The organism is Peribacillus sp. SRI_006 (assembly GCF_057586375.1).
Window position 1 is genome coordinate 1 of sequence record NZ_JBYCZT010000009.1, and the last position, 23,776, is coordinate 23,776.

The 23,776-nt window shown below is 37.2% G+C and carries 18 protein-coding genes; 7 read left to right on the forward strand and 11 right to left on the reverse strand.

The genetic code is table 11. From position 1 onward, the window contains the following. The first annotated feature begins 197 nt into the window (after positions 1–197). Together AC2YHV_RS14060 and AC2YHV_RS14065 are read left to right on the forward strand one after the other, a co-directional pair. Positions 198–2,714, forward strand: a complete 2,517-nt coding sequence (locus tag AC2YHV_RS14060; protein ID WP_487373440.1) for a coiled-coil domain-containing protein — start codon at positions 198–200, stop codon at positions 2,712–2,714. A gap of 168 nt (positions 2,715–2,882) precedes the next feature. Further along, complete coding sequence (locus AC2YHV_RS14065; RefSeq protein WP_487373543.1) at positions 2,883–3,770, forward strand: glycosyltransferase family 2 protein; 888 nt, start codon at positions 2,883–2,885, stop codon at positions 3,768–3,770. A 739-nt stretch (positions 3,771–4,509) separates the two neighbouring features. On the opposite strand, the gene sat is transcribed toward AC2YHV_RS14065, so the two are convergent. The 4 genes from sat to AC2YHV_RS14085 all read right to left on the reverse strand — a co-directional run bounded on the left by sat (position 4,510) and on the right by AC2YHV_RS14085 (position 8,417). Further along, on the reverse strand, positions 4,510–5,688 hold the full coding sequence (sat, locus tag AC2YHV_RS14070) for a sulfate adenylyltransferase (RefSeq protein WP_487373441.1): 1,179 nt from the start codon (positions 5,686–5,688) through the stop codon (positions 4,510–4,512). 47 nt (positions 5,689–5,735) lie between these two features. Continuing rightward, a complete protein-coding gene (cysC, locus tag AC2YHV_RS14075) occupies positions 5,736–6,350 on the reverse strand; it encodes an adenylyl-sulfate kinase (protein ID WP_487373442.1) in 615 nt (204 codons plus the stop codon). Positions 6,351–6,373: 23 nt separating this feature from the next. Then, the gene (locus AC2YHV_RS14080; RefSeq protein WP_487373443.1) at positions 6,374–7,240 is read right to left on the reverse strand and encodes a sulfite exporter TauE/SafE family protein; all 867 of its coding nucleotides are present in this window, start codon (positions 7,238–7,240) and stop codon (positions 6,374–6,376) included. A gap of 460 nt (positions 7,241–7,700) precedes the next feature. Continuing rightward, entirely contained in the window at positions 7,701–8,417 is a 717-nt protein-coding gene (locus AC2YHV_RS14085; RefSeq protein ID WP_487373444.1) for a glycosyltransferase family 2 protein, read from the reverse strand. Positions 8,418–8,709: 292 nt separating this feature from the next. On the opposite strand from AC2YHV_RS14085, the gene AC2YHV_RS14090 reads away from it, so the two are divergent. After that, complete coding sequence (locus tag AC2YHV_RS14090; RefSeq protein WP_487373445.1) at positions 8,710–9,789, forward strand: glycosyltransferase family 4 protein; 1,080 nt, start codon at positions 8,710–8,712, stop codon at positions 9,787–9,789. A 59-nt stretch (positions 9,790–9,848) separates the two neighbouring features. On the opposite strand, the gene AC2YHV_RS14095 is transcribed toward AC2YHV_RS14090, so the two are convergent. Genes AC2YHV_RS14095 through AC2YHV_RS14105 form a run of 3 tightly spaced genes read right to left on the reverse strand, consistent with a single transcriptional unit; the run spans position 9,849 to position 12,293 of the window. Beyond that, positions 9,849–10,574: a sulfotransferase family 2 domain-containing protein gene (locus AC2YHV_RS14095; RefSeq protein WP_487373446.1), complete on the reverse strand. Its 726-nt coding sequence runs from the start codon at positions 10,572–10,574 to the stop codon at positions 9,849–9,851. 38 nt (positions 10,575–10,612) lie between these two features. Further along, positions 10,613–11,326, reverse strand: a complete 714-nt coding sequence (locus AC2YHV_RS14100; RefSeq protein WP_487373447.1) for a glycosyltransferase family 2 protein — start codon at positions 11,324–11,326, stop codon at positions 10,613–10,615. 58 nt (positions 11,327–11,384) lie between these two features. Beyond that, a complete protein-coding gene (locus AC2YHV_RS14105) occupies positions 11,385–12,293 on the reverse strand; it encodes an NAD-dependent epimerase/dehydratase family protein (RefSeq protein ID WP_487373448.1) in 909 nt (302 codons plus the stop codon). Positions 12,294–12,860: 567 nt separating this feature from the next. Between AC2YHV_RS14105 and AC2YHV_RS14110 the strand changes: the two genes are divergently transcribed. The 4 genes from AC2YHV_RS14110 to AC2YHV_RS14125 all read left to right on the forward strand — a co-directional run bounded on the left by AC2YHV_RS14110 (position 12,861) and on the right by AC2YHV_RS14125 (position 17,700). Further along, positions 12,861–14,486, forward strand: a complete 1,626-nt coding sequence (locus AC2YHV_RS14110; RefSeq protein WP_487373449.1) for a peptidase G2 autoproteolytic cleavage domain-containing protein — start codon at positions 12,861–12,863, stop codon at positions 14,484–14,486. 275 nt (positions 14,487–14,761) lie between these two features. After that, positions 14,762–15,202 carry a hypothetical protein gene (locus AC2YHV_RS14115; RefSeq protein WP_283928636.1) on the forward strand — a complete coding sequence of 147 codons (441 nt, stop codon included), beginning with the start codon at positions 14,762–14,764 and terminating at the stop codon, positions 15,200–15,202. A gap of 222 nt (positions 15,203–15,424) precedes the next feature. Next, a complete protein-coding gene (locus AC2YHV_RS14120) occupies positions 15,425–16,645 on the forward strand; it encodes a glycosyltransferase family 4 protein (protein ID WP_487373450.1) in 1,221 nt (406 codons plus the stop codon). Positions 16,646–16,785: 140 nt separating this feature from the next. After that, a complete protein-coding gene (locus AC2YHV_RS14125) occupies positions 16,786–17,700 on the forward strand; it encodes an NAD-dependent epimerase/dehydratase family protein (protein WP_487373451.1) in 915 nt (304 codons plus the stop codon). A 914-nt stretch (positions 17,701–18,614) separates the two neighbouring features. Here AC2YHV_RS14125 and AC2YHV_RS14130 read toward each other — a convergent pair. The 4 genes from AC2YHV_RS14130 to AC2YHV_RS14145 form a co-directional block, all read right to left on the reverse strand. After that, on the reverse strand, positions 18,615–19,463 hold the full coding sequence (locus AC2YHV_RS14130) for a dTDP-4-dehydrorhamnose reductase family protein (RefSeq protein ID WP_487373452.1): 849 nt from the start codon (positions 19,461–19,463) through the stop codon (positions 18,615–18,617). 1 nt (position 19,464) lies between these two features. Then, complete coding sequence (locus AC2YHV_RS14135; RefSeq protein WP_487373453.1) at positions 19,465–20,451, reverse strand: polysaccharide biosynthesis protein; 987 nt, start codon at positions 20,449–20,451, stop codon at positions 19,465–19,467. After that, positions 20,444–21,535, reverse strand: a complete 1,092-nt coding sequence (wecB, locus tag AC2YHV_RS14140) for a non-hydrolyzing UDP-N-acetylglucosamine 2-epimerase (RefSeq protein ID WP_427524723.1) — start codon at positions 21,533–21,535, stop codon at positions 20,444–20,446. The genes AC2YHV_RS14135 and wecB overlap by 8 nt, the downstream gene beginning before the upstream one ends. A gap of 517 nt (positions 21,536–22,052) precedes the next feature. After that, positions 22,053–23,768, reverse strand: a complete 1,716-nt coding sequence (locus tag AC2YHV_RS14145) for an ABC transporter ATP-binding protein (protein ID WP_487373454.1) — start codon at positions 23,766–23,768, stop codon at positions 22,053–22,055. Positions 23,769–23,776: the final 8 nt, after the last annotated feature.

The window sequence follows — 23,776 nt, forward strand, 5'->3', positions numbered from 1 at the left end:
CCCAAATGAATGGCCACCTATCCGAACAGGAAAGTCAATTTAAGGTGGACATTGCTAATTTAGAACAGATGATTTCCGATTTAAAGGAAAAAGAGTCCTACCATCAACAAGAAATCAATCAGTTAAATCAAACGATTAGCGATGCTTCCCAACAAAAAAATAAATATAAAGCGGAGATTGAAAATTTAGAGACATCCATGATCGAACTTTCCGAAAAGGAAAATCATCATATACAAGTTATCGAAAACTTTAAACATGACATTGAAAATTATACGCAAACGATCGACCGCCTATCCGAACAGGAAAGTCAATATAAAGTGAATATTGAGAAATTGGAACAGCTGATTTCCGAACTAAAGGAAAAAGAAAACGACCATCAACAAGAAATCGATCAGTTAAATCAAACGATTAGCATTGTAACCCAACTAGAAAATAAATATAAAGCCGAAATTGAAAATTTAGAGAAATCCATGTTCGAACTTTCCAAAAAGGAAGAGCAGCAGACACAAGTTATTGAAAACTTTAAACGTGAAAATGAAAATTATACTCAAATGATCGATCAACTATCGGAACAGCAAAATATATATAAGGTGGACATTGCAAATTTAGAACAGATGATTTCCGATTTAAGAGATCAGGAGTCCTACCATCAACAAGAAATCGAGCAGTTAAATCAAACGATTAGTGTTGTATCCCAACAAGAAAATAAATATAAAGCGGAGATTGAAAATTTAGAGACATCCATGATTGATCTTTCCGAAAAGGAAAATCATCATTTACACGTTATCGACAACTTTAAACATGACATTGAAAATTATACTCAAACAATCGACCACCTGTCCGAACAGGAAAGTCAATATAAATTGAACATTGAGAATTTGGAACAGATGATTACCGATATAAAGGATAAAGAGAACTACCATCAACAAGAAATCGATCAGTTAAATCAAACGATTGCTCTTGTTTCGGAGCAAGAAAATAAATATAAAGTGGAGATTGAACGTTTAGAAAAAGCCCTGATCGAACTTTCCGAAAAAGAAGAAAAACAGACACAAGTTATCGACAACCTTAAACATGAAATTGAAAATTATTCCCAAATGATCGGCCAACTATCGGAACAGGAAAGTCAATATAAGGTGGATATTGCGAATTTAGAACAGATGATTATAGATTTAAAGGAAAAAGAGAATTATCATCAACAAGAAATCGATCAGTTAAATCAAACGATTAGCGTTGTATCCCAACAAGAAAATAAATATAAAGTGGAGATTGAAAGATTAGAAAAAGCCATGATTGAACTTTCCGAAAAGGAAAATCATCATATACAAGTTATCGACAACTTTAAACATGAAATTAAAAATTATACTCAAACGATCGACCTCCTATCCAAACAGGAAAATAAATATAAAGCCGAGATTGATAACCTAGGGCAAATGATTATTGATTTTAAGGAAAATGAAGATAACCATCAACAAGAAATCGAACAGTTAAATCAATCGATTGCTCTTTTTTCTGGGCAAGAAAATAAGTATAAAGCGGAAATTGATAACCTGGAGCAAATGCTTATTAATTTTAAGAAAAATGAAGATAACCATCAACAAGAAATCGAGCAGTTAAATCAAACGATTGCTCTTGTTTCGGAGCAAGAAAATAAATATAAAGCCGAGATTGATAATTTAGAACAGACGATTATCAATCTAAAGAAAAGTGAAAATCAACATCAACTAGAAATCGATGAGTTAAATCAATCGATTGCTCTTGTTTCGGAGCAAGAAAATAAATATAAAACCGAGATTGATAATTTAGAACAGACGATTATCAATCTAAAGGAAAATGAAAATCATCGTCAACAGGAAATCGATCAGTTAAATCAAACGATCGCTTTTGTTTCGGAGCAAGAAAATAAATATAAAGCCGAAATTGAAAACCTAGAGCAAATGATAATAAATTTTAAGGAAAATGAAAATCAACATCAACAAGAAATCGATCATTTGAATCAAACGATTGCTCTTGTTTCTAAGCAGGAAATTAAATATAAAACGGAGATTGATAATTTAGAACAGACGATTATCAATTTAAAGGAAAATGAACGCCAACATCAACAGGAAATTAAGAACTTAACCGGTTCCATAATAGATTTAAAAGATAAAGAAATTAATTATTTACTAAAAATAGAAACTATAAACAAAACGGTAAATGATCAAAAAGCAAAAGAAATACATGATAAAGATGAACGAACAAAATATATTAAACAACGAGAAAAAAATCATTTGCATGCAACAGGAAAAATGGAAAGACCTTTTAATAATAATGGAATACAACAGCAAGTTGGAAATACTCGTGTTAATATGGGAAATTTCAATTCGCCTAATAACAAAGAAGCAATTAATCAACCAAGTGCGTTTCGATTCTCGAATGAAACAAACCAACAAAAAAACACAACCCAAAATCTTAATAGTCAAACATCAAATTGTCAAATATCCTCTCCCCTAAATAAACCGAGTTACCCGGAATTTGATCAAACTCAACAAAATTATAATTCCGGGATCATGTCATCCTATCAAAAAAAGGATTACCCAGAAACTAAATTTAACAAAACTAATACAGATTCATTTTCCTTAGATATGTTTTATAAAAATCATCCTTTATATAATTTACATTCCGGATCGCAAAAAACAGCGATAGATCCTTTTAAGAATTTTAGGAGGCATTAATAATAACCATTATTTTGAGTATATGTACCCTCACTTTACCTCATTGAACTATAAACAAAAACTTAAATACCACTTTCAACCGAAGATCAAGGATTGTGATAACCCCCCCTATCAATATCACAGTCCTTGAATTTTTCTTACCAATAAAAAATCGCCACAAAAGGAGAGATAAATGAAGTGAAAAATCATCCTTTAATTTCCATAATTTTTCCTGCCAAAAATGAAGGGGAAAATGTGAAAAACACTCTCGATTCGTTATTTTCAGTTAATACAGAATATTCCTTCGAAGTGATTATTATAAACGATGGATCATCAGATGATTGCTGCAATTTTCTTTCTACCTATAATCACGCAAACCAGGTTAAGCTTTTTGAAACAGATGGCATTGGAGCTGCCAGCGCACGAAATTTAGGAGCAGCAAAAGCTTCTGGAGAATTCCTGATTTTTTGCGACGCCCATTTACAGTTTGAAGATTTATGGATCGATCATATTGTAGAACCCCTGCTTACAGGAAAATCTGATGCAGTAACCCCAGCAATTGCTTCGTTTGGCAATTCCGATTTCATTGGCTATGGTCAGACCTTAAAGTCAAACCTCAGAATTAAATGGAACGCTAAACAAAATGGCCTCTTTGAAACTGCCGTATTACCCGGAGGATGTTTTATTATCTCAAAAAAAGTGTTTGAAGATGTCGGCGGATTTGAAACGGGATTTAAAACTTGGGGACATGAAGATGTTGAGCTTTCTATTAAGCTATGGCTGTTTGGGTTTCGCTGCCACGCCCTGCCTAATGTAAAAATTATCCACTTGTTCAGAAAAGCTCACCCGTATGAAGTTAGCTATGATGAAGTTTATTATAATTTATTAAGGATGGCCTACTCTCATTTTAATACTCACCGCATCCAGAAGTGCAAAAAACTCATGATACATGTAAAAGCAAACCCGATTGAATCCCAAGTGCTCCTTGATGGAGTTAAAAAGCAGCGACGGGCTTACTTTCAAAAACGAAAATATGATGATGATTGGTACTTTGCCAAATTCAAAATAGATTTCTAGATTTTACAGATCACCCTTTCTAGTCATGTCGTGAAAGAGCTATTTACTAATATTTATAAGAAAAACAGGTGGAGAAATTCTGAGTCCGTATCTGGATCAGGTTCACCACTTACTCAAACCAAAACACTCATTCAGGAATTACTAAGCATAATAAAATAACTTCAGATAAAAAAATGATAGATGCACCATGTAGTGATTTTAATTGGATGAAGGAAATATCCAAAAATACAGAATTATATATTTGGATTGATATCGTCGATGAGATAATTAGAAATAAAAAAAATATCGATTAAACAATGTACAGTTTTTTCATATGGACATTACAAAAGATCGTCTACTACAATCTCGACTCTAAAAAATCACTAGCTTTATGGGATTAGGATATCATCAATTTTTTTAAAAAATATATATCTACTTCCGCTTGCGCATGATATTATCCCCTTAGTTAGACTGTATAAAAAGCCCATGAAATAACATGTTTGTTAAACTACTACTTGGATAGATCTTATTTTGCCTAAAAAAGGGGATACATATCAATTTTTTACCAAGGAATTAAAGATACAGGTTGTACAAAGTTATTTGTATAATGAGGGTATCCAATGGATTGGTGCGGAAATAGTAAAATATAGACGGCTTTTCAGACTTGCTGGATAAAGCACTGTACCAAACAAAGGCTTAATCCCCCCTTGTAAGCACCTCCTCGTATGATACTCGATAGGATAGTAGTTGTGCCTTTTGGTTAGCCTTCCCCTTTTTGCTTCATGCCCTTAATAAGTACTTCTGCCACCTCAGGCCGAGTAAATTCCGGTGGTGGAATAATACCCTCATGCAGCATTTCCCGTACTTTCGTTCCACTTAAAATGAACCTATCGTCAGCAGAATGAGGGCATGTCTTCAACGAAGCCATATTCATACATTTTCCACAGTAAAAGCTATGTTCAAAAAACAATGGTTTAATACCTATTTCTTTAGGTTCAAACTGGCTGAAAATTTCTTGCGCATCATATGTTCCATAATATTTTCCTACTCCAGCATGATCACGGCCGACAATAAAGTGTGTACAACCATAATTCTTTCGAACAAGCGCATGAAAGACCGCTTCCCTTGGACCTGCATAACGCATAGCGGCTGTGTAAATTGCAAGACGGACCCGGTCCAATGGATAGTAATATTTTAATAAAATTTGATAGCTTTCCATCCGGACATCAGCTGGTATATCATCCTTTTTCGTTTCACCCACTAATGGATTCAGCAGAAGTCCATCAACCGTTTCTAATGCCGTTTTTTGCAAGTATTCATGTGCTCGATGCACTGGATTTCTAGTTTGAAAACCGACCACAGTACTCCAACCTAAGGCGTTGAACATTTTTCTAGTTTCGTTTGGACTCATATAAAATTCTTCAAACGGTTTATGTGAGGGCCTATTCACTAGAAAAATAGACCCAGCAATATAGATATCCCCTTGCTCAAATAGTTTTTTCACCCCAGGATGATTATCGTCCATTGTTTTATAAACGAGTTTAGCTTCTTCCAGTTTATCGTATTCAAACATTTCTTCTACCTGAATGACCCCGCACAGTTCTCCCTCATCACTATATAGAGCCACTTCATCCCCCGCATTAATACTCTTCGCCTCTTCCTTTGTTACAGGAAGAGTAACCGGAAGCGTCCATGGTAATCCGTTTGCCAGATGCATATATTTTAAGACGCTCTGGTAATCTTTTTCCGCCATAAATCCAATAAGCGGACTAAACCCACCATTTGAAATCATTTCCATATCCGAAATAATCCATTTTGAGATAGTAAGGGGCGAAAGGGATTTGCACTTTTCCAAATATTCTTCTCGATCAATTCCTGCTAATTCACGATTAATCAACTTGCCTCCATGTGGTTCAATGATGGTTCTTTGAACATCCATATATTACACCTCCATCATTTGTACGTTCCATTGTCACCTTTTCAGGCTTAAATATTGCCATCCCCTAAATGATCATTATCTTTTAAGAAGTTCATGATCTGTCGCGCACATTCTTCAATAGAATATTGACTTGTTTCAATAATGATTTCAGGGTTTACCGGTTCTTCATAAGGGGCTGAAATCCCTGTGAATTGTGTAATTTCCCCAATTCTAGCTTTCTTATATAGCCCTTTGGGATCCCGTTTCTCACAGGATTCTAAAGGACATTTGACATATATCTCAAGAAATTCACCCTGTTTCACCTTTTTTCTGACAGCTTCCCGGTCACTAATATAAGGCGAAATAAACGTGGCTAATACCACAATACCGCTATCCACAAAAATTTTGGCAACTTCTCCGATTCGGCGTATATTTTCCTTGCGATCTTCAGAACTAAAACCAAGATCTTCATTTAATCCATTCCGTAAATTATCTCCATCCAATATATACGTCGAGATCCCCTTCTCATGGAGTTTTCCTTCGACCATATTCGCTATGGTTGACTTCCCTGAACCTGATAAACCTGTAAACCAAAGAATCAAGCTTTTATGTCCATGTAAAGCTTGCCTATGTTCTTTTGTAATAGAAAATGAATGATGATGGATGTGCTCATCTTGACCCATAGAATCTCCCCTTTATTCTTAAGTTATGGAACAGGATTTTTGTTATTTCGGATGACATGGACTAAAGAAATTATCCAGCCAATTAATATGAGCATATAAATAACGAGAGACCAATGATCAAGAATCGTCCAAGTGGTAATCAACGTACGTGCATTGGTCAAAATAATAAATCCCCCTACAAGGACACCCAATAAATAAGATGGCAATTTTGTAACGATCCAGGCAGCGATGGGTGCTGCTATAATTCCCCCTGCCATAAGTGCAAATACCCAAAACCAGTTCACATCCTGCCAGCCTAATGCAATAAGAAACCCCAACGTGGCAGAAACAGCAATAGCAAATTCACTCGTATCGACCGTACCAACTACTTTTCTAGCAGGAACACCTTTTTGGGATAAAAGGACTGGAGTTGTAATCGGGCCCCACCCTCCCCCACCGGTTGCATCTGCAAATCCGGCTATTAACCCCAAAACGATTGATTTTTTTCTTGATATATTAATTGATTTCATTTCAGTTCTTGTGTTGGATATAATTAAAAAACGAAAAAGTACATATACGCCAAGGATTAACAAAAAAATCGAAATATAAGGTTTTACTGCATTTCCTGGTAAATTACTCAAAAAACACGCTCCTGCAAATGCCCCGATTGAACCAGGAATGATTAATTTTAAAAGCGCTTGACGATCAACGTTCCCGAATTTCATATGGGAAATACCAGAAGCAGCAGTAGTCACTACCTCGGACAGATGTACGGATGCTGAAGCCACAGCAGGGGCAATTCCAAATGTCAACAACAGCGATGTTGAAGTAACCCCATATGCCATACCTAAGGATCCATCAATTAATTGAGCCAAAAAACCAATAAACGCGAATATGATGAGCTTTTTCATGTTTTCCTCCTACAAAACGATTCCTTTTTTTATTAAAAACGACATTCTATTATCGTATAGGGATCTTGTCGCATTGTAGACAATCCAAAACACATTGCTAACGGATGCTCGTCTTTTATTTGATTTAAGTAATACCTAACAAAAAAATATTGCTTTTTCCAGACTTTAAAATCATGTTCGAAAAAAGGAAACAACCATATATTGATAAGATGGAGATTAATCTCTATAAGGTATGCAAAAACACCCTTACTTGCTATAGACGTATAGGTCAAAAAATTCACTTTACCGCTTCCCCTAGACAGCGTATGTTCAACCTCAGCCTAAACAAAACTTAATTTCCTACCCGAAAGTCATACGAAATAATAAAATTTCTTCTATTAAAATAGGAAAAGCCCTTGTTAAAAAACACAAGGACTTTCAACTTTAACGAAGCAAGGCTAGTTGCATATTGAGTCTGAATTTATTTTTTTCTAAAGTGTCTTAACATCAATTGTCTCATGTTAGCTTTGTGTCGATTAATAACGAGACTAGTTTCTTTTTTGATACTACCTGCATGCTTAGTCGAGCCCATTTGTGAATGGACTCTATAAAGTAACAAAGGTTGAGACAAAAACTGTATATCAAATTTTTGTACGATCCTTAACCATAAATCATAATCATGAGTATAGGGAAGCGTTTCATCAAACACTCCAATTTGATTAAATATTTTCCTATTAATCATTACGGTGCAGCCATTAATAATGTTTCCCTTGCTCATTGTTTTAATTAATTCGAGTTTATTTGGGAGGTGTATACCCAAAATAGGAGTAATTATTTTCCCATTTTCATTTATACAATAATAAGAAGTGTAACTAAATAAGGCTTTATTTTTATTCATAAAGTCTAATTGAACTTCTGTTTTCTCAGGGTAAAAGATGTCATCTGAACTGAGCCAGCAAAAATAGTCTCCTGTCGCATTTTTAATGCCCATATTTAAAGCGCTCGCCGTTCCACCGTTTCCCTTTTCGATGTATATAATTTTATCTAGATACGGAGTGATTTTATCTGAATGTTTTGTAGAGCCGTCATTCACAACAATAATTTCAATATTTTTATATGTTTGATTCATCAAACTATCCAATGCTTCATCAATGTAGGGACAATTATAAAACGGAACAACAATAGATACTTTAGACATAGTGTACCGCCTTCCTAATAAACTGCTTTAAATATTCTATACACATACTTTCTCAGTGTGTTTGTATAGTGTCTTTTCATTCTTATGTTTATTTCAATCTTATAAAGTATGTAACATGAACCAAAATTCAAATGGCAAGTACATTACTGAATAACTCCTTCATCGAATCATATATATAATTCATGTGTTTAAATTTCTTTAATAAGGATGAATAAATTGAAACTTGTAGCCTTAAAATGATAAAGCTTATCACATGGTGCTGATGCTTCATTTTGTTTGAGGAGGAGGAACAATGAATATACTGTTTGTTTTTTACGTTCCAAGCGGTGGGGTTGAAACCTTAAACCGACAACGATTTGCCGCTCTAAAAAAATACAATATACATGCTCATTTTCTATATTATGAAAGTAAAAGAAAACTTTTAAATGATCACATTGCACCAACTTTTATATCGAACAATGACAGCGAAATCAAAAAAATATTAGAAGATGGAAAATATAGCGCTGTCGTTGTCGTATCGGATTTCCAAGCATTAGCAAGATTTAGAAACTTGGGTTATAACGGTAAGATGATAATGGAAATTCAAGGATACGGTCCCAAAGCTGTAGCAAGAGCGGCGCTTACAAATGCCATACCACAGGTCAATGCCTATGCGGATGGATTCCTTAATCCAAAAACTCCACACATCATGCAATTATTGGATGAACTTTATCCTTCATTTCCTAAATTCAGTTTCAATAATTGTTTTGATACAAGTCAATTCTCATACCGATCATTACGAATAGATCGCGTTAGGAAAATTGCATGGATCGGCAGAATTGAAGATAACAAAAATTGGCAGGAATTCCTGCAAATAGGACATCAACTCATTCACAATCATAACCCAAATATACAGTTACTTATGTTTGAAGATCCCAGTTTAAGTGTCCCTAAAGAAAGAATGAAATTTAAAAGATTAATTACCCAATTAAATTTGAGCAAAAATCTCACTGTAAAAACAAATGTCCCCAATTCTCAAATGGCCGATTATTATTCCCAAATCGGCGATTCAGGAGGCTTTTTATGCTCTACCTCAAAAGTGGAAGGAGCCCCATATGCCCTGTTAGAAGCGATGAGTTGCAGGTGCCCTGTGCTGACGACGGATTCCGATGGGGTAAGGAGCTCGATCATCCATAATCAAACGGGAAAATATTACACTTTAGGAAATATCGATAATGCAGTCAGAGAGGCAAAGGAATTAATGAATAACAAGGTATTAAGGGAAAGCATCCGGTCAAACGCCCTTGAACACGTCAAAACTCATTTTAGTCCTGATTTGTATGCTCAAAATTTCATCAATATGCTGGAATCCTTGGGAGTGGACTCCAAGTGAAAAAAACCGCCGGAATTTTTTCATTCCGACGGTTTCTTATTTGACTATCGAATCAGGAACTAGTTTAAGGCACTCTGTTCCAATTTGAACTTTGCCAATTGCCGTTGTTCTTCTACTGTAAGTGATTGAAGTTTTTCGTAAAGTAGTTTTTTTGCAAAATCATATAATTCCATATCCATTGCGTTATATTTTCTGATCAAGTTTTTTAGGGGCGACGGCACTTCTTCTTTTACCATGCGATTTTCAGTAATATTTTTCCTTGTATAATGAATATCCCCCCAAGCATATTCATTTTTCAGGCAAAAAAGTGTTTCATTGAACAACTCCGTGACTCCCACCACAGTAAATGTCTTTAAGTTTTCCTTGGCTTTTGTAATGTCAGGATTTTCAGGATTCCCACATACCATTATTGTTTGATTATTTTGTGCTTCAGGTTCTTTTAATACAAATTCCTCTAGGGTCATGTCTCTTACTCTCTCATATCCTGGATAGTTTTGTAAAAAATAATATAAGGATATGACACGGTCAACTGGATCACGTAACATCGTAAAGTAATTAGAGGGTTTTGAAAAATGCTGATGTATTCCATAATTGTAATGACCCGCTACAGCTTTTATTTTTCTCTTTTCCTCTTCCCCTAATTGATCAACTTTTTTTATCTTGAATTCGTAAGAGTCATGATCGAATATTTCATTAGCTTTGTATTGTTTTCTAAAGATTGCACTTAAGGTCGTTCCCCCAGTTTTTGGGATATGCATAAATATATCGAGAAGACCTTCAGACATAATGATTCCTCCATTTCCAGTTATAAAAAAAGCCAGTATTATAAGTTCTTTAAATTTTTTTTAAGAATTGGCCGGTAATGAGTTTCAATCGTAAGGATATCTTTTAACATTTCAGGTTGGAATCTGCTTGTACCTGATTCTTCATGTATCCTGAATTTTGTTAAGACTTCATCCAAATAATACATTTTATATCCATTTACCAATAATCGAAGCCACATTTCATAATCATGAGTATAACGATGATATGGATTGAAGTAACCAACCGCATCAAATACATCTTTCTTCAAAACGACAGTACAGCCATTCACTGCATTACGAAGTAAAAAAGCATGATACACTCCGTTTTCAATATCGGTAAAGCGTTCCCCTGTCCAAGAAAAAATGACTTCACCATTTTTGTTTATACTATCAAAATTCGTAAAACTGACCTTTGCATCATGTTCGAGCATAAACGAAATTTGCAGTGACATCTTTTCAGGAAGGAAATAATCATCAGAACTTAACCAAGCTACATATTCTCCCGTAGCGGCACGGATCCCATGATTCAATGCCGTAGCAGTACCCCCGTTCTCCTTTCTCAAATAACGAATCCTCTCCAAGAACGGCTGTATTTTTTCAGTATAAATTGTTGATCCGTCATCTACGACGATGACCTCTACATTCTTATATGTTTGATTAAGCGCACTTTGAATGGCCTGGTCTACATAGGGACAATTATAAAATGGAATAATGATTGATACTTTCGGCTCCATTGCCTACCCTCCTGAAAAGTTTTTCATAGTGTATTGTTTCGACCGCCTGTAGTTGATTTCAGCACTTTTCCTTTAATTCGCGATGAAAGGTAAGGATATCCATTAAAGATGATTCAAGTGGGATTCTTGGTTTCCACCCTAAATTCATTAGCTTTATAGGGTCGATTGCCACTTTATTTTCTATTTTTTCATTTTGTTGTGAGTTCACCTTTATATCATCTGTTGTTACCGACCTGAAGCCTTCAATGATTTCTCCTAAAGAATGATTATTACCTGAAGCAACATCATACGTTTCCCCAGGCTGCCCCCTATTCAATAGAAGGTCATAAGCCCTCACTGCATCTCTTACATCCAGAAAATCACGTTGGACTTCCAGATTTTGGACCTCAAGGACCTTTTCCATTCCCTTCTTTTCCATCTCTGCAATTTTCTTTGCGAAAATGGAACAAACACCATTGGACACTCCAGGTCCAATTAGATTGGATGGTTTTGCAATGATGATGTTCATGTTATATAAAAATGCCCATGATTGTGCTATAAGAACTTGAATTGTTTTACTTAAACTATAAGGATGGGGAATTGATGAGATGGAACTGGGGTCAATTTGAAGAGCTGAGCCAACTATCACGATTTTACAATCCGGACTTTCCTTACGGATGGCATCAATTAAGTATGCAGTGGACATGGTATTCGCCTCCAGGGTTGAAACGGGTTCCGACCATGATTCCCCAACGTGGCTCTGTCCAGCTAAATGTAGAAGGTACTTGGGTTTGGTCCTTTTGATGAGGTTATATACGTCATTTCTATTTATCAGATCACAACATTCTGCATGAATCCTACCTTCGATATTCATCTTTTTTCTTGAAACCGCCGTAATATCATAACCTGATTTCAGGAAGTGTGCACATGCATGTTGACCTGTAAACCCACTAGCCCCTGTGATTATTAATTTCCCTTGTTGATTCATAGATTTCTCATCCAATCGTTAATGATGTTAATATTCGTCGTTAATATCTCATGGTTAAAATGACCTCAACTCATATAACTCACTTAATACTCCTCATTCATCATTCGGCCGCTTCAACATCTTCCAATACATAGTAATTTTATTAATATTGGGTGCATCATAGACGCAGCCTTTTTATTACAATATGCCCCCTCCCCACCAGTTGCTATGGGCTGCTCCCTCCTTCTAATAACAAAAGGGCAAATTCTGCTGAGATTTATTAATTATTAAAACGTCTTCACATTAATCCAAATGTAAAGTCACCGGAATTGAATGTTTAGTCCATATCGATAAGTAGTTGATGCATACAATAATAACGAAAACATTGCGTACTACCTCTTCTGTATAATTATCATTCTTTAACATTAAGTACCTATCATAAAAATGGGTAAGTGTGGAATTTTTTTATTTTGATTAGGTTAATTTCACCATATTTAATGAGAAGGCAAAATATTTTAAGCATTTCATTTAATTGTTGGTGTACGTAACGAGAAATTAAAAAATCTATATCTTAGGAGAGATAAATTTATGGCGAATGGATGTAATCAAAATCCTCTCGGATTTTGTTCAGAAGCTGAAGGGATCGATACAATAGCCAACGGGGTGGCTTCCCATGCTGAAGGAAATGGTACAATTGCGGGCGGTGGTGCATCTCATGCAGAAGGGTTTCAGACAGAAACGACAGCTGTTGTGGCTCATGCAGAAGGATCTAACACAACGGCTGCAGGGGTGGCTTCCCATGCTGAAGGATATTTGACCAATGCTAATGGAAGTTCTTCCCACGCGGAAGGTTCGACCACGGTGGCGGAAGGTGTAGCCTCACACTCGGAGGGATATTTTTCGATAGCTAGTGCGAATACGGCCCATGCAGAAGGTAGCTCAACCTTAGCTTCCGGTTATGCCTCCCATGCGGAGGGATCAAACACAAGCGCCTTGAACCTCTATGCCCATTCAGAGGGAAATGTAACGACTGCTTCGGGTATTGCCTCCCATGCAGAGGGAGAAAACACAATCGCAAATGGCCTAGTCTCGCATGCGGAGGGACAAGCTACTAGAGCTCAAGGTGAATCCTCGCATGCCGAAGGAGATCAGACTGTTGCTATGGGAAGAGCCTCACACGCTGAAGGAAATTTGACGATTGCCAGCGGTATTTTTGCGCACGCTGAGGGGCAGCGTACCATCGCTTCAGGAGACCTTTCTCACGCTGAAGGAAATCAAACTCAAGCGCTCGGCCAAAATTCTCACGCTGAAGGTGCTCTTACCATCGCGAATGGTTTCACCTCACATGCCGAAGGTGTAAACTCGGTTGCTTCTGGTTTCTTTTCCCACACAGAAGGACAATCAACAAATGCTAACTTTTTGGAAGGCGTCCATGTCATGGGACAATTCGGTGCAGCAAACGAGCTGCCGTATTCTTGGTACCTGGCAAATGGCATTAATGCCTCAACTCCTGGTTTGGCTGCCAAGATTTTAAGCAACGGAAATGTAAAAGTTGACGGAACCTTCACAACTCCTGCAGCAGATTATGCAGAAATGTTCGAAACGACAGATGGATCTCCCATCGAATTCGGATACTTCGTTACGTTGGAAAAGGATAAAGTACGGATAGCAAATGGTCAAGATGATTTTATTCTGGGAATTTCAAGCGCAACCCCTGCCTTCTTAGCAGATGGTGGCGAGCTTCGATGGAAACACAAGTACTTGACTACTGAATGGGGTGAAATTTTGTACGAAGAAACCGTACTTCCTCCTGTATTAGACGCTGAAGGCAATGAAGTCATGCCGAAACGGACAGAACGCAAACCTGCATTAAACCCTGATTGGGATGCTACGCTAGAATACAAACCTCGCAGTAGCAGGCCTGAATGGATCGCCGTAGGTCTGTTAGGAAAACTGTTAGTTAGAGATGATGGCAGTTGTGAAGTAAATGGCTACTGTATGCCAAATAGTGAAGGAATAGCGACAAATGCAAAACGAGGTTATCGAGTGCTCAAACGCACAGGTATAAATCAAATATTGGTGTTGTTTAATTCTGTACCAATAAATAATTCCACTAATATTGAGGATTTTAGGAAGTTAGCAGAATTAAAAGAACAAGGCTACCTTACTGAAGAAGAATTTCTAATCGAAAAACAAAAGCTATTAAACTCATGATGGTCTGGCCTTTATTGTTTGCATATGAATAGGGCTCGCATACATTCACTCTCATTCTGCAAGGCTGAATTCGCTTTATTGGCGGAAACCCTTGATCGTGTAATATGTATCCTGCTTATCATATTTGGAGTCATTAGACGATAATTACAATTCGAGGGAGATTTATAAATGTGACAAATATATTTAATCTTTTAAAAGTAGCTGGATAACTTGTCTATACAAAAACCTTCTCCAATTAATATTATAGAGTATTCCATTAAAAGAGGTGTTATAATTTGGGAACATTTTTAGATGCACAAACTTCACAGAATGCCAGTTTTAGGAGCTCCATCGCGATACCCGTAACCACTACACCGGCACTCTTCGGAACATTGGGCCTCAACACTACAGGTGCTGGTCCGAATATTCGGGTAGAATTCACTTTCACCGCAACTCTTAGCTCCCTAGCTGCCTTATTAACTCCGGTTAACATTGAAGTTTATAGGGGGATAGGCGTTGGCAGGGTTCTTGTATATTCAGCACAACAAACATTGCCTGTTGCAGGTTTAGGAGTTGCCTCCGAAACGGTTATCACCTTAGCAGGTGCTGACTTTAATCCACCCTCCCCAAATAACTTTTTAATTTATCAATCGTTCATCAGCATACCTGGCGGAATTGTCATTGCACCGACCCGTACTGGGCCCGAGAGCTTTTACGCAGCCGCCTATTCCGACTAAATACGACCCATGATTGAATGTCAATGCATATAGATTCCATTTATTTGGATGGCGAGTGCTTTTCATTGGACGAGTACTCGCTTTTTTAAAAAACAATTGGATATCTCTTCAATAATCTACATAAAAGCATGTGATTCGTCTATCGCGTCATGTTTTTCCCGAATAGTTATAAAGAGATAAATAAAAAAGATAATCAAACGCATGAGTTAAGGGGAGATTGCCATGAAAATATTACTTGCCACTTTTTGGGTAACACCACATGTGGGCGGTGTATGGAACTATATGCAGCAATTAAAGGAAAAGCTTGAATCTCATGGTCATAAGGTCGATTTCCTAAGCTATGGTAAAAACCATGAATATGTTCATATCATTAACGAAAATCGTAAGATAGATAGGGCTTCAATGCCTCCGAAATTATTAATGAAACAACTTGATCCACCCCTCCTTAGCGATCCAGTGATTGATTATTATGCTTCAAAGTGTCATTTTTTTCAGTTAGCAGCTAATAAGTTAGGTTTGGATCAATATGATGTTATTCATACACAAGATATATTTTCGACTGTCTGCATTAACCGAATAAGATCCGAAAAAACTGCTCTAGTCGCCACCCTTCATGGTTGTGTCGCTCACGAGCTTAAGAGTGCGTACTACAGCTCCAAAACGGTTAAGAAAAGCATCGCGAAACAAGGTTGTGAATATTTTGACCGGTTCGAATATGAGGGTGCGACATCGGCTGACTATACGATTGTAGCCAATAAATGGATGGAGAATATTTTAATGGATGAATTTCAAGTGCCGAAAGAACAACTTCATGTTTTTCATTATGGATATGATACAGAAACCTTCCTGAAGCGAAAGGACGAAAAAACCGAGATCCAACGCCCACATGATAAGAAAGTGATTATTTATACTGGTCGGCTGAATGAGTTCAAAGGAGTGCATCACTTAATAAGCGCACTCAAGGAACTAAAAAAGACTAGAACTGATTGGGTTTGTTGGATTGTTGGGGAAGGCCCAAAAGAAATGGAGTTGAAAAACAAAAGCAAAGCCGAGGGCTTGGACGATGATGTGATCTTTATGGGAAGACGGGATGATGTTCCTTATTTGTTATCACTTTCCGATATCTTCGTCCTTCCAACATTGATGGAAAATCAGCCGTTGTCTGTAATAGAAGCGCAAATTTCCGGAAAAGCTGTCATTGCCAGTGATGTGGGTGGAGTGCCGGAAATCATTGAACATGGAATTACGGGTGTATTATCACCTGCCGGGGATGAACAGATGTTAACCATGCATATCCGATATTTATTGGAGAATGAGCCCTATATGAAAAACCTTGGATCCAATGCCCAAAAATGGGGACTGGAATATTGGTCACCCGATAAAGCTGTCCAAAAGGTGCTAGGTGTATATGAAAACGCAATTTTCAAAAAGAGAAATAAATAATTCCAGAAAAGATGCTACCCCTTGATGGTGTCAGCATCTTTTCTTTTTCCCATCTTTTTTAGAAAATGCTAGGTAACTGTTTAAGCCATTATTGACCGTATAACATACACTACTAAAAACATATAAAAGGAGTATGATGTATGAAGGCTATCGTGACAGGTGGGGCTGGGTTCATTGGTTCCCATCTCGTTGAAGAACTTATCTTAAATGGTGCCGAGGTACATGTATTGGATAACATGATAACCGGACACAAGGAATATGTACATCCCAATGCCATCATCCATACTGAAGATATATGCAGCGAATTCGCTGGTCAGATCATTGTTAAAGAAAAGCCAGATGTCGTCTTCCATTTGGCTGCACAGGCGGATGTGAGCCGATCCATACTCGAACCACAATATGATGCTGATGTGAATATCAATGGAACGATCAATATTCTTCGGGCTTGTCATGAATCGGCTGTAAGTAAACTGATCTTTTCTTCTACCTCAGGGGTATATGGAAATTTACAGAGAGACTTGATTTCTGAACATGACCAGACAGGACCCATTTCTTATTATGGATTATCAAAACTGACGGCCGAATCATATATCCGCTTGTTTAATCAGCTTTATGGGCTCCCCTACACGATTCTCCGTTATGGAAATGTTTATGGGCCGAGACAAACAGCAAAAGGGGAAGGCGGAGTCGTCGCAGTTTTTTTAGAAAAACTCAAAAAGGGAATGCCTTTAAGCATTCACGGTGATGGTGAACAAACTCGTGATTATATATATGTGAAAGATATAGTACATGCTAACATCGCTTCAGTGAATCGGGGAAATCAAGAAACGATCCAGGTCAGCACGGCTCAGAAAACGTCAGTGAATCAACTTTTGGATATGCTCACACAAATTCATGGTTCAAAAGTGAATACAGTCCATTCAGCCGCAAGAACAGGTGATATTAAACACAGCTGCCTTGATAACAGGAAAGCACGGCAATTACTGAATTGGTATCCAAAGACTGATATTTTCCAAGGCTTATCCGAAACCTATACCTTTTCGTGTAAGGAGTAGTTTATTTCTATAAAAAGGTCAGTACAGCTAACGAGCTTAAGGAATTGGTGCACAGGCGGATTAGGCTTTTACATCCCCTTCACTTCATAAAAGCTTGATTTGGGTTAATATAGCCTATTATCCTTTCCTTACTAATTGATGTTTTATATATTATCAATCCGTTCAGTTTTCTAAAGTATATAGATATTTTTGCCGTTTCTTATTACTAGGGAGCGGTTTTTTCTACTATATCATCCGATGAATCTGAAAATTTTCAAGGAATTTATTAATATGTAACGAATAATCACACTATTTTAAAAGCCTAGTGATAGTTATCGTACGTGATGACAAAGTCCACATGCTGCTGGTAATTTGTGAGCCAACCTGAAGAGCTAGGCACTCGAATTTTCGTGAAAAATATGTATCATTCATAGTAATTATAACTTGGCTGTCTTCTTGTCGTGATACTTTTTTAATGAAGAGTCAAAATCGCGAAACTAAATACAAAATCTGATATACGTTATATCCTCCCCCTATATCCTATTAAGCGTCCGCATAGAAGGCCCATTTTGAATCATCCCATGAATGCATTTAATGATCCAATCATTCCCCATTAAATTCTGAACACATATTAGGGCTAGGAAAATCCGTTGCTTAATAGGTGTCATGTAACGGTTATTTCCAATACATTCTTATTCGCTGCTTAATTATTTTACCTATTTTGTTCTTACCATTTTTACCGACTTTATTTTTACGTTCCCACTGAACTTTACTTCATCTTAAAGTAATATGTAATATACTAATGGTCATAAGCATATTTCAACCTATCGTGACCATTAATATTGGTTATTTTCCGAGCTCCACCCTCTAAAAATGCAGCAAAAGACAATAAATAAGATTCTCTACATTATTTACCATTTTGGTTAATACTTAAGTTAACCAATTTGTCCGTTAGTTTTTTGATATCTCATCCACTCTCTTAATTCTACTAACATCTTTTCATAAGTTGGAACTTGATATTTAAAATCGGATCTCCGATTCTTAATGGTTCGGTCCAGAACAATACTTGAATCCGGAATGATTTCTACATCATTTTTCTCAAAGATTTCAGAGATCAATTTTAATAAGGCTGACTTTGAGATTTTCTCCTCTGAACCTAAATGATATAACCCAGTAATATTCTTCTGAACCATCGTTTCCAGCGCCTTGGCCAGTTCAAGTGTCGTTACACCATTCCAAAGCACTTTTTCATACCCTTTTATTTCTCCCTTTTGCTTCATGAACCAAAGAAATAAACCAATTCCATCATCTTTTAGTTCAGGGCCTATTATGGAGGTTCGAATAGTCAAATGTTTTTCACTAATGATTTCTCCCAAGTGCTTGGATTGGCCATAAATTGTGGTACTATCAGGGATATCGTCCTCGGTATAATCCCCTTTTACACCTGAAAATACACAATCTGTACTGATATGAATCAATTTTCCATTATTGCGTTCGGTCAATTTAACAAGCTGATGGGGAAAAACACTATTAACCTGGAAAGCGAGTTTCGTATTATCACTTGCACGATCATTTAAAATACCGATACAATTAATCGTAATGTCAGGTTTTACTTTATCCATAATTTCCTCAAGACTGGTTAAATCGGTTACGTCCAGATATAAAGCCTTTTTATCATTCGGATCCCTAGATGTATAAGTCACCTGATACTTTGGGTCCTTTGTGAAATACTCCTTTATTACATGGCCTGCCATCCCTTGTCCACCAAGGACTAGTACCTTCATGTTAAATAAAGCCCCCATTCTTTAACATTTCCGCAATCTGGGATTTATCCATTAGTCCAGTGCCAGAGTTATAGTCTTCTAAACTAACCGGCTGGTAATTAGCGTAATGTTCTTTAACCCCATTTATGTGAATGGATGGAAGTATTACATAATATTCATCATCATAGACAATCGCCGTTGTGCTTTCATATTCTGAAAGCAGGATCTCATGGAGTTTTTCACCAGGACGGATGCCAAGGACTTCTACACCTACATTTGTTTTATTGGATGCTTCCATCAACACTTCAGCTAAGTCGATAATTTTACAGGACGGCATTTTCATTACGAATATTTCTCCGCCAATGCTTTCAAAGGTTGCTTTAAATACCAATTTAATCGCTTCTTCAATGGTTAAAAAGAATCTCGTCATGTTTAAGTCGGTTATGCCGATTTTTCCCTTTTCTTTAATCTGCTTTTTAAATACATGGATGACACTTCCGTTTGTTCCCAAAACATTTCCGCCTCGGATGCATACGAATCTTGTATTCGTTTTTAATGTATTAGCATGGATGATCAATCTTTCTGCCATCGCCTTTGAAAGGCCATAAAAGTTGGATGGATTTGACGCTTTGTCTGTAGAAATGTTTACAACTGAATGAACATTGCAACTTATAGCAGCTTCTATGACATTCTGTGTTCCAATTACGTTCGTCTTTAATGCTTCAATGGGTTGATCTTCACAAACAGGCACATGTTTTAATGCAGCCAAATGAAAAATATAATCAACACCTTGGGATGCTTCCATTATAGCTTCTTTTTCTTTTATGTCCCCTATAATGAAATTCAATTTTGGATTATTGTCAAATTCCTGCTTCATTGTAAATTGATTGGACTCATTTCTTGAAAAAATACGTATTTCCCTTGGTTCAAACTCAAGAAGCTGCCTAACCAATTCATATCCCCATGAGCCTGTTCCGCCTGTCACTAAGATGGTTTGATTCTTAATCAATTTCATGGCCTCCCAGTATTATTTTAAGTACTTTATCTGAAACGTTTTTATGGTCGTAGCCTACTGGAAAAGTCCAGTCCTTTTGCTGGTTAACCATAACCTTCACACAATTGACGATTTGTTTAGCGTTAATTCCTGATAATATATTGCTGCCCGACTCAATGGTTTCTGGCCTTTCGGTTGTTTTTCGTATCGTAACGGTCGGTACATGGAACAAACAACATTCCTCTTGAACGGTTCCACTATCGGTCAGCACACAAAAAGCGTTTTTTTCAAGCTTTACGAAATCAAAGAAACCAAATGGCTCATGAAATTCAATTAATGGATGCACTTCTAATTTGGGACTTAATTCAATACGGGATTTTGTCCGGGGATGTAAACTGCATATGATTCTTTTTTGATAGGCTTCGGCAACTGAATTAATACCTTTCATAATTTCCAGCAATCGGTCTTCATGGTCAACATTTTCAGCACGATGGGCTGTAACGAGGAAATAATCATCCTTATCCAGATTCAGTTTCTCCAAAATTACACTTTGCTCAATCTCATTGTTGTAATGGTTCAAGACCTCGCAAATTGGGTTTCCCGATAAATATATTCTTTTACTCGGGATACCTTCATTCAAAAGATTTTCTTTACTTTGAGGAGTATAAGGTAAATTAAAGCTTGAAACAGCATCAATAATACGACGATTTTTTTCTTCAGGCACTTCCAAGTCAAAACAACGGTTCCCTGCTTCCATATGAATGACTGGTATGCCCATTCTTTCTGCTAAGATGGAGCTGAGTCCGGAGTTTGTATCCCCCAACACTAATACTTTGTCGGGCTTTTCATTTAAAAGAATGGTCTCTAATTTACTAAATATGGCTGCTAACTGTTCACCGAGGGTTTGCTGTTGATTCAGCAAGACATAATCAGGGGTTCGTACCTTAAGCTGTTGGAAGAATATTTCACTTAAGGATGAGGTGAAATTTTGTCCAGTGTGCACTAGAATATGTGAATCGGCATATTGATCCAGTTTCTTTATGATTAGACTTAATCTGATAATTTCAGGTCGAGTCCCTAAAATAGTCATGACTTTCACGATTTACACTCCTTAATCTTTTCTGGTTTATGGCCTCACCGTCTACCCTTATTGTATGCACAGCCAATTCTATTGTTATAGGCTAACCTATTAGATTTCGCCTCAATTTGAACGGATAACCGATTAATAAGCCGCCATTCCCCCCCCCCCAACCTGGATTTATTAAAAGACTTTTATTCCTTATTAAAAACTCAATATTGATTGAACTACTTTCCATTCTATTAAAAAAGCTATATGTCCTTATAAGGACATATAGCTCAGACTGTATACAAACTAGACAAGTTTGTCTCAGTTTTTTATGTGGGTTTATAAAACCTCAAACATCGATTTCCACTACAGGCACTCGCTTTCCGCGGGCGGTCCGCCCTCGGCGGCTTGCGCCTGCGTGATCTCCCCTTGACCGCTTTTCCTGCAGGAGTCCTGCACACCCGCTCCCATCAACTTTGTTTTAAAATTTTAGGTAAAACCCCTTTAGTCAACAAACTCAGCTTTCCTTGTTAGGACATATAGCTTTTTATCATTTTTGGAATTGTAATTGATGCAGATTGGCAAAAATTCCCCCCTGCTTAAGTAAGTCATCGTGACCGCCTTCTTCAGCAATTCCTTCTTCCGTAACAACCACGATCTTGTCAGCGTTACGAATGGTTGCCAATCGGTGTGCGATGATTAACGTAGTTCTGTTTTCAGCTAGTTCCGTAAGAGCCTTCTGGATTATTCTTTCCGTCTCCGTATCGAGTGCAGAGGTTGCCTCATCGAGAATTAATATTGGCGGATTCTTCAAAAACATCCTCGCTATTGCAATTCGTTGTTTTTGTCCTCCCGATAATTTCAAGCCTCGTTCACCTATTTGAGTTTCATAGCCTTCTGGAAGTCCTTCAATGAAAGTCTCCAAATGGGCTTTCCTTGCGGCTTCTTGAATTTGTTCATCCGATGCTCCAAGCATTCCGTACGCAATGTTCTCTTTTACAGTTCCTGTGAAAAGGAATACATCTTGCTGGACTATGCCAATTTGTGAGCGCAATGACTTTTTCGTCATTTCACGAATATCAATTCCATCAATGGATATTGAACCGGCCATAACATCATAAAAACGCGGGATCAATGAACATATGGTCGTTTTCCCAGCTCCTGAAGGCCCAACAAAAGCGATGGTTTCACCAGCTTTAATTGTTAGATCAATTCCTTTTAAAACCGGCTTTTTGTCTTCATAGTTAAAAGAAACATCTTTAAAGGAAATATCCCCTAATAGGGTGGTCACTTCAATTGCATCCTTTTTATCCTCTACATCAGGCGCGACATCCAGTAGTTCCGTAAAACGCTTAAAGCCGGCCATCCCTTTTGGATAGAGTTCCATCAACGCACTGATTTTGTCAATCGGCTTAAATAATACGTTAACATATAAGACGAATGCAACCAGTTCCCCATAAGAGAGCTGCCCATGAAAAGTTAGCCAAGCTCCAATCACCAACACGGCAAGGGTCATGAACCTCGTCATCATGTAAATGCCTGATAAACTAAATGACATAACCTTATAACCTAGTAGTTTGGCTTTACGGAATCTGCGATTATTAGTAGCAAATCTTTTCATTTCATATGTTTCATTCGTAAAGGATTGTACAACCCTCACTCCTGAGACGCTATCTTCCACACGGGCATTTACATCCGCAACCTCTGTATACATTTTCTTCCAAGCTTTATTCATCTTTAAATTACTTATGACAATCAATAACACGAGAAACGGTAAAATACAAACCGATACGAGTGCGAGTTTCACATTGATTGTCAACATAATCCAAAATGCACCTATAAAAGTCATGAAGGCAATGAATAAATCTTCGGGACCATGGTGAGCAAGTTCACCAATATCGAACAGATCATTGGTTATGCGGCTCATGATATGGCCGGTTTTCGTGTTATCAAAAAAACGAAAAGATTGTTTCTGCACATGCTCAAATAATTCCTCACGCATATCAGTCTCGATATTTATACCCAATTTGTGGCCCCAGTACCCTACTATGAACTGTAAGAAGGTACTAATGATATAAAGCATGAACAAACCGACACTTACCGAAACTATGGCAGACCAATCGTCGCCAGGCAGCAGTGTATCAATAAACCACTGAACAGCTAGCGGAAATGCAAGTTCAAGTACAGCCACGACCACTGCACTGAAGAAATCAATAATGAATAACCGCTTATGCGGCAGGTAATATGAAGCAAAACGTCGAATCATCAAATTTT

Coding starts and splice junctions, on each gene's coding strand:
- AC2YHV_RS14060 (WP_487373440.1), top strand. CDS start 198: ATGATCGAACTTTCCGAAAAGGAAAATCATCATATACAAGTTATCGAA.
- sat (WP_487373441.1), bottom strand. CDS start 5,688: ATGGATGTTCAAAGAACCATCATTGAACCACATGGAGGCAAGTTGATT.
- cysC (WP_487373442.1), bottom strand. CDS start 6,350: ATGGGTCAAGATGAGCACATCCATCATCATTCATTTTCTATTACAAAA.
- AC2YHV_RS14080 (WP_487373443.1), bottom strand. CDS start 7,240: ATGAAAAAGCTCATCATATTCGCGTTTATTGGTTTTTTGGCTCAATTA.
- AC2YHV_RS14085 (WP_487373444.1), bottom strand. CDS start 8,417: ATGTCTAAAGTATCTATTGTTGTTCCGTTTTATAATTGTCCCTACATT.
- AC2YHV_RS14090 (WP_487373445.1), top strand. CDS start 8,710: ATGAATATACTGTTTGTTTTTTACGTTCCAAGCGGTGGGGTTGAAACC.
- AC2YHV_RS14095 (WP_487373446.1), bottom strand. CDS start 10,574: ATGTCTGAAGGTCTTCTCGATATATTTATGCATATCCCAAAAACTGGG.
- AC2YHV_RS14100 (WP_487373447.1), bottom strand. CDS start 11,326: ATGGAGCCGAAAGTATCAATCATTATTCCATTTTATAATTGTCCCTAT.
- AC2YHV_RS14105 (WP_487373448.1), bottom strand. CDS start 12,293: ATGAATCAACAAGGGAAATTAATAATCACAGGGGCTAGTGGGTTTACA.
- AC2YHV_RS14110 (WP_487373449.1), top strand. CDS start 12,861: ATGGCGAATGGATGTAATCAAAATCCTCTCGGATTTTGTTCAGAAGCT.
- AC2YHV_RS14120 (WP_487373450.1), top strand. CDS start 15,425: ATGAAAATATTACTTGCCACTTTTTGGGTAACACCACATGTGGGCGGT.
- AC2YHV_RS14125 (WP_487373451.1), top strand. CDS start 16,786: ATGAAGGCTATCGTGACAGGTGGGGCTGGGTTCATTGGTTCCCATCTC.
- AC2YHV_RS14130 (WP_487373452.1), bottom strand. CDS start 19,463: ATGAAGGTACTAGTCCTTGGTGGACAAGGGATGGCAGGCCATGTAATA.
- AC2YHV_RS14145 (WP_487373454.1), bottom strand. CDS start 23,768: ATGATTCGACGTTTTGCTTCATATTACCTGCCGCATAAGCGGTTATTC.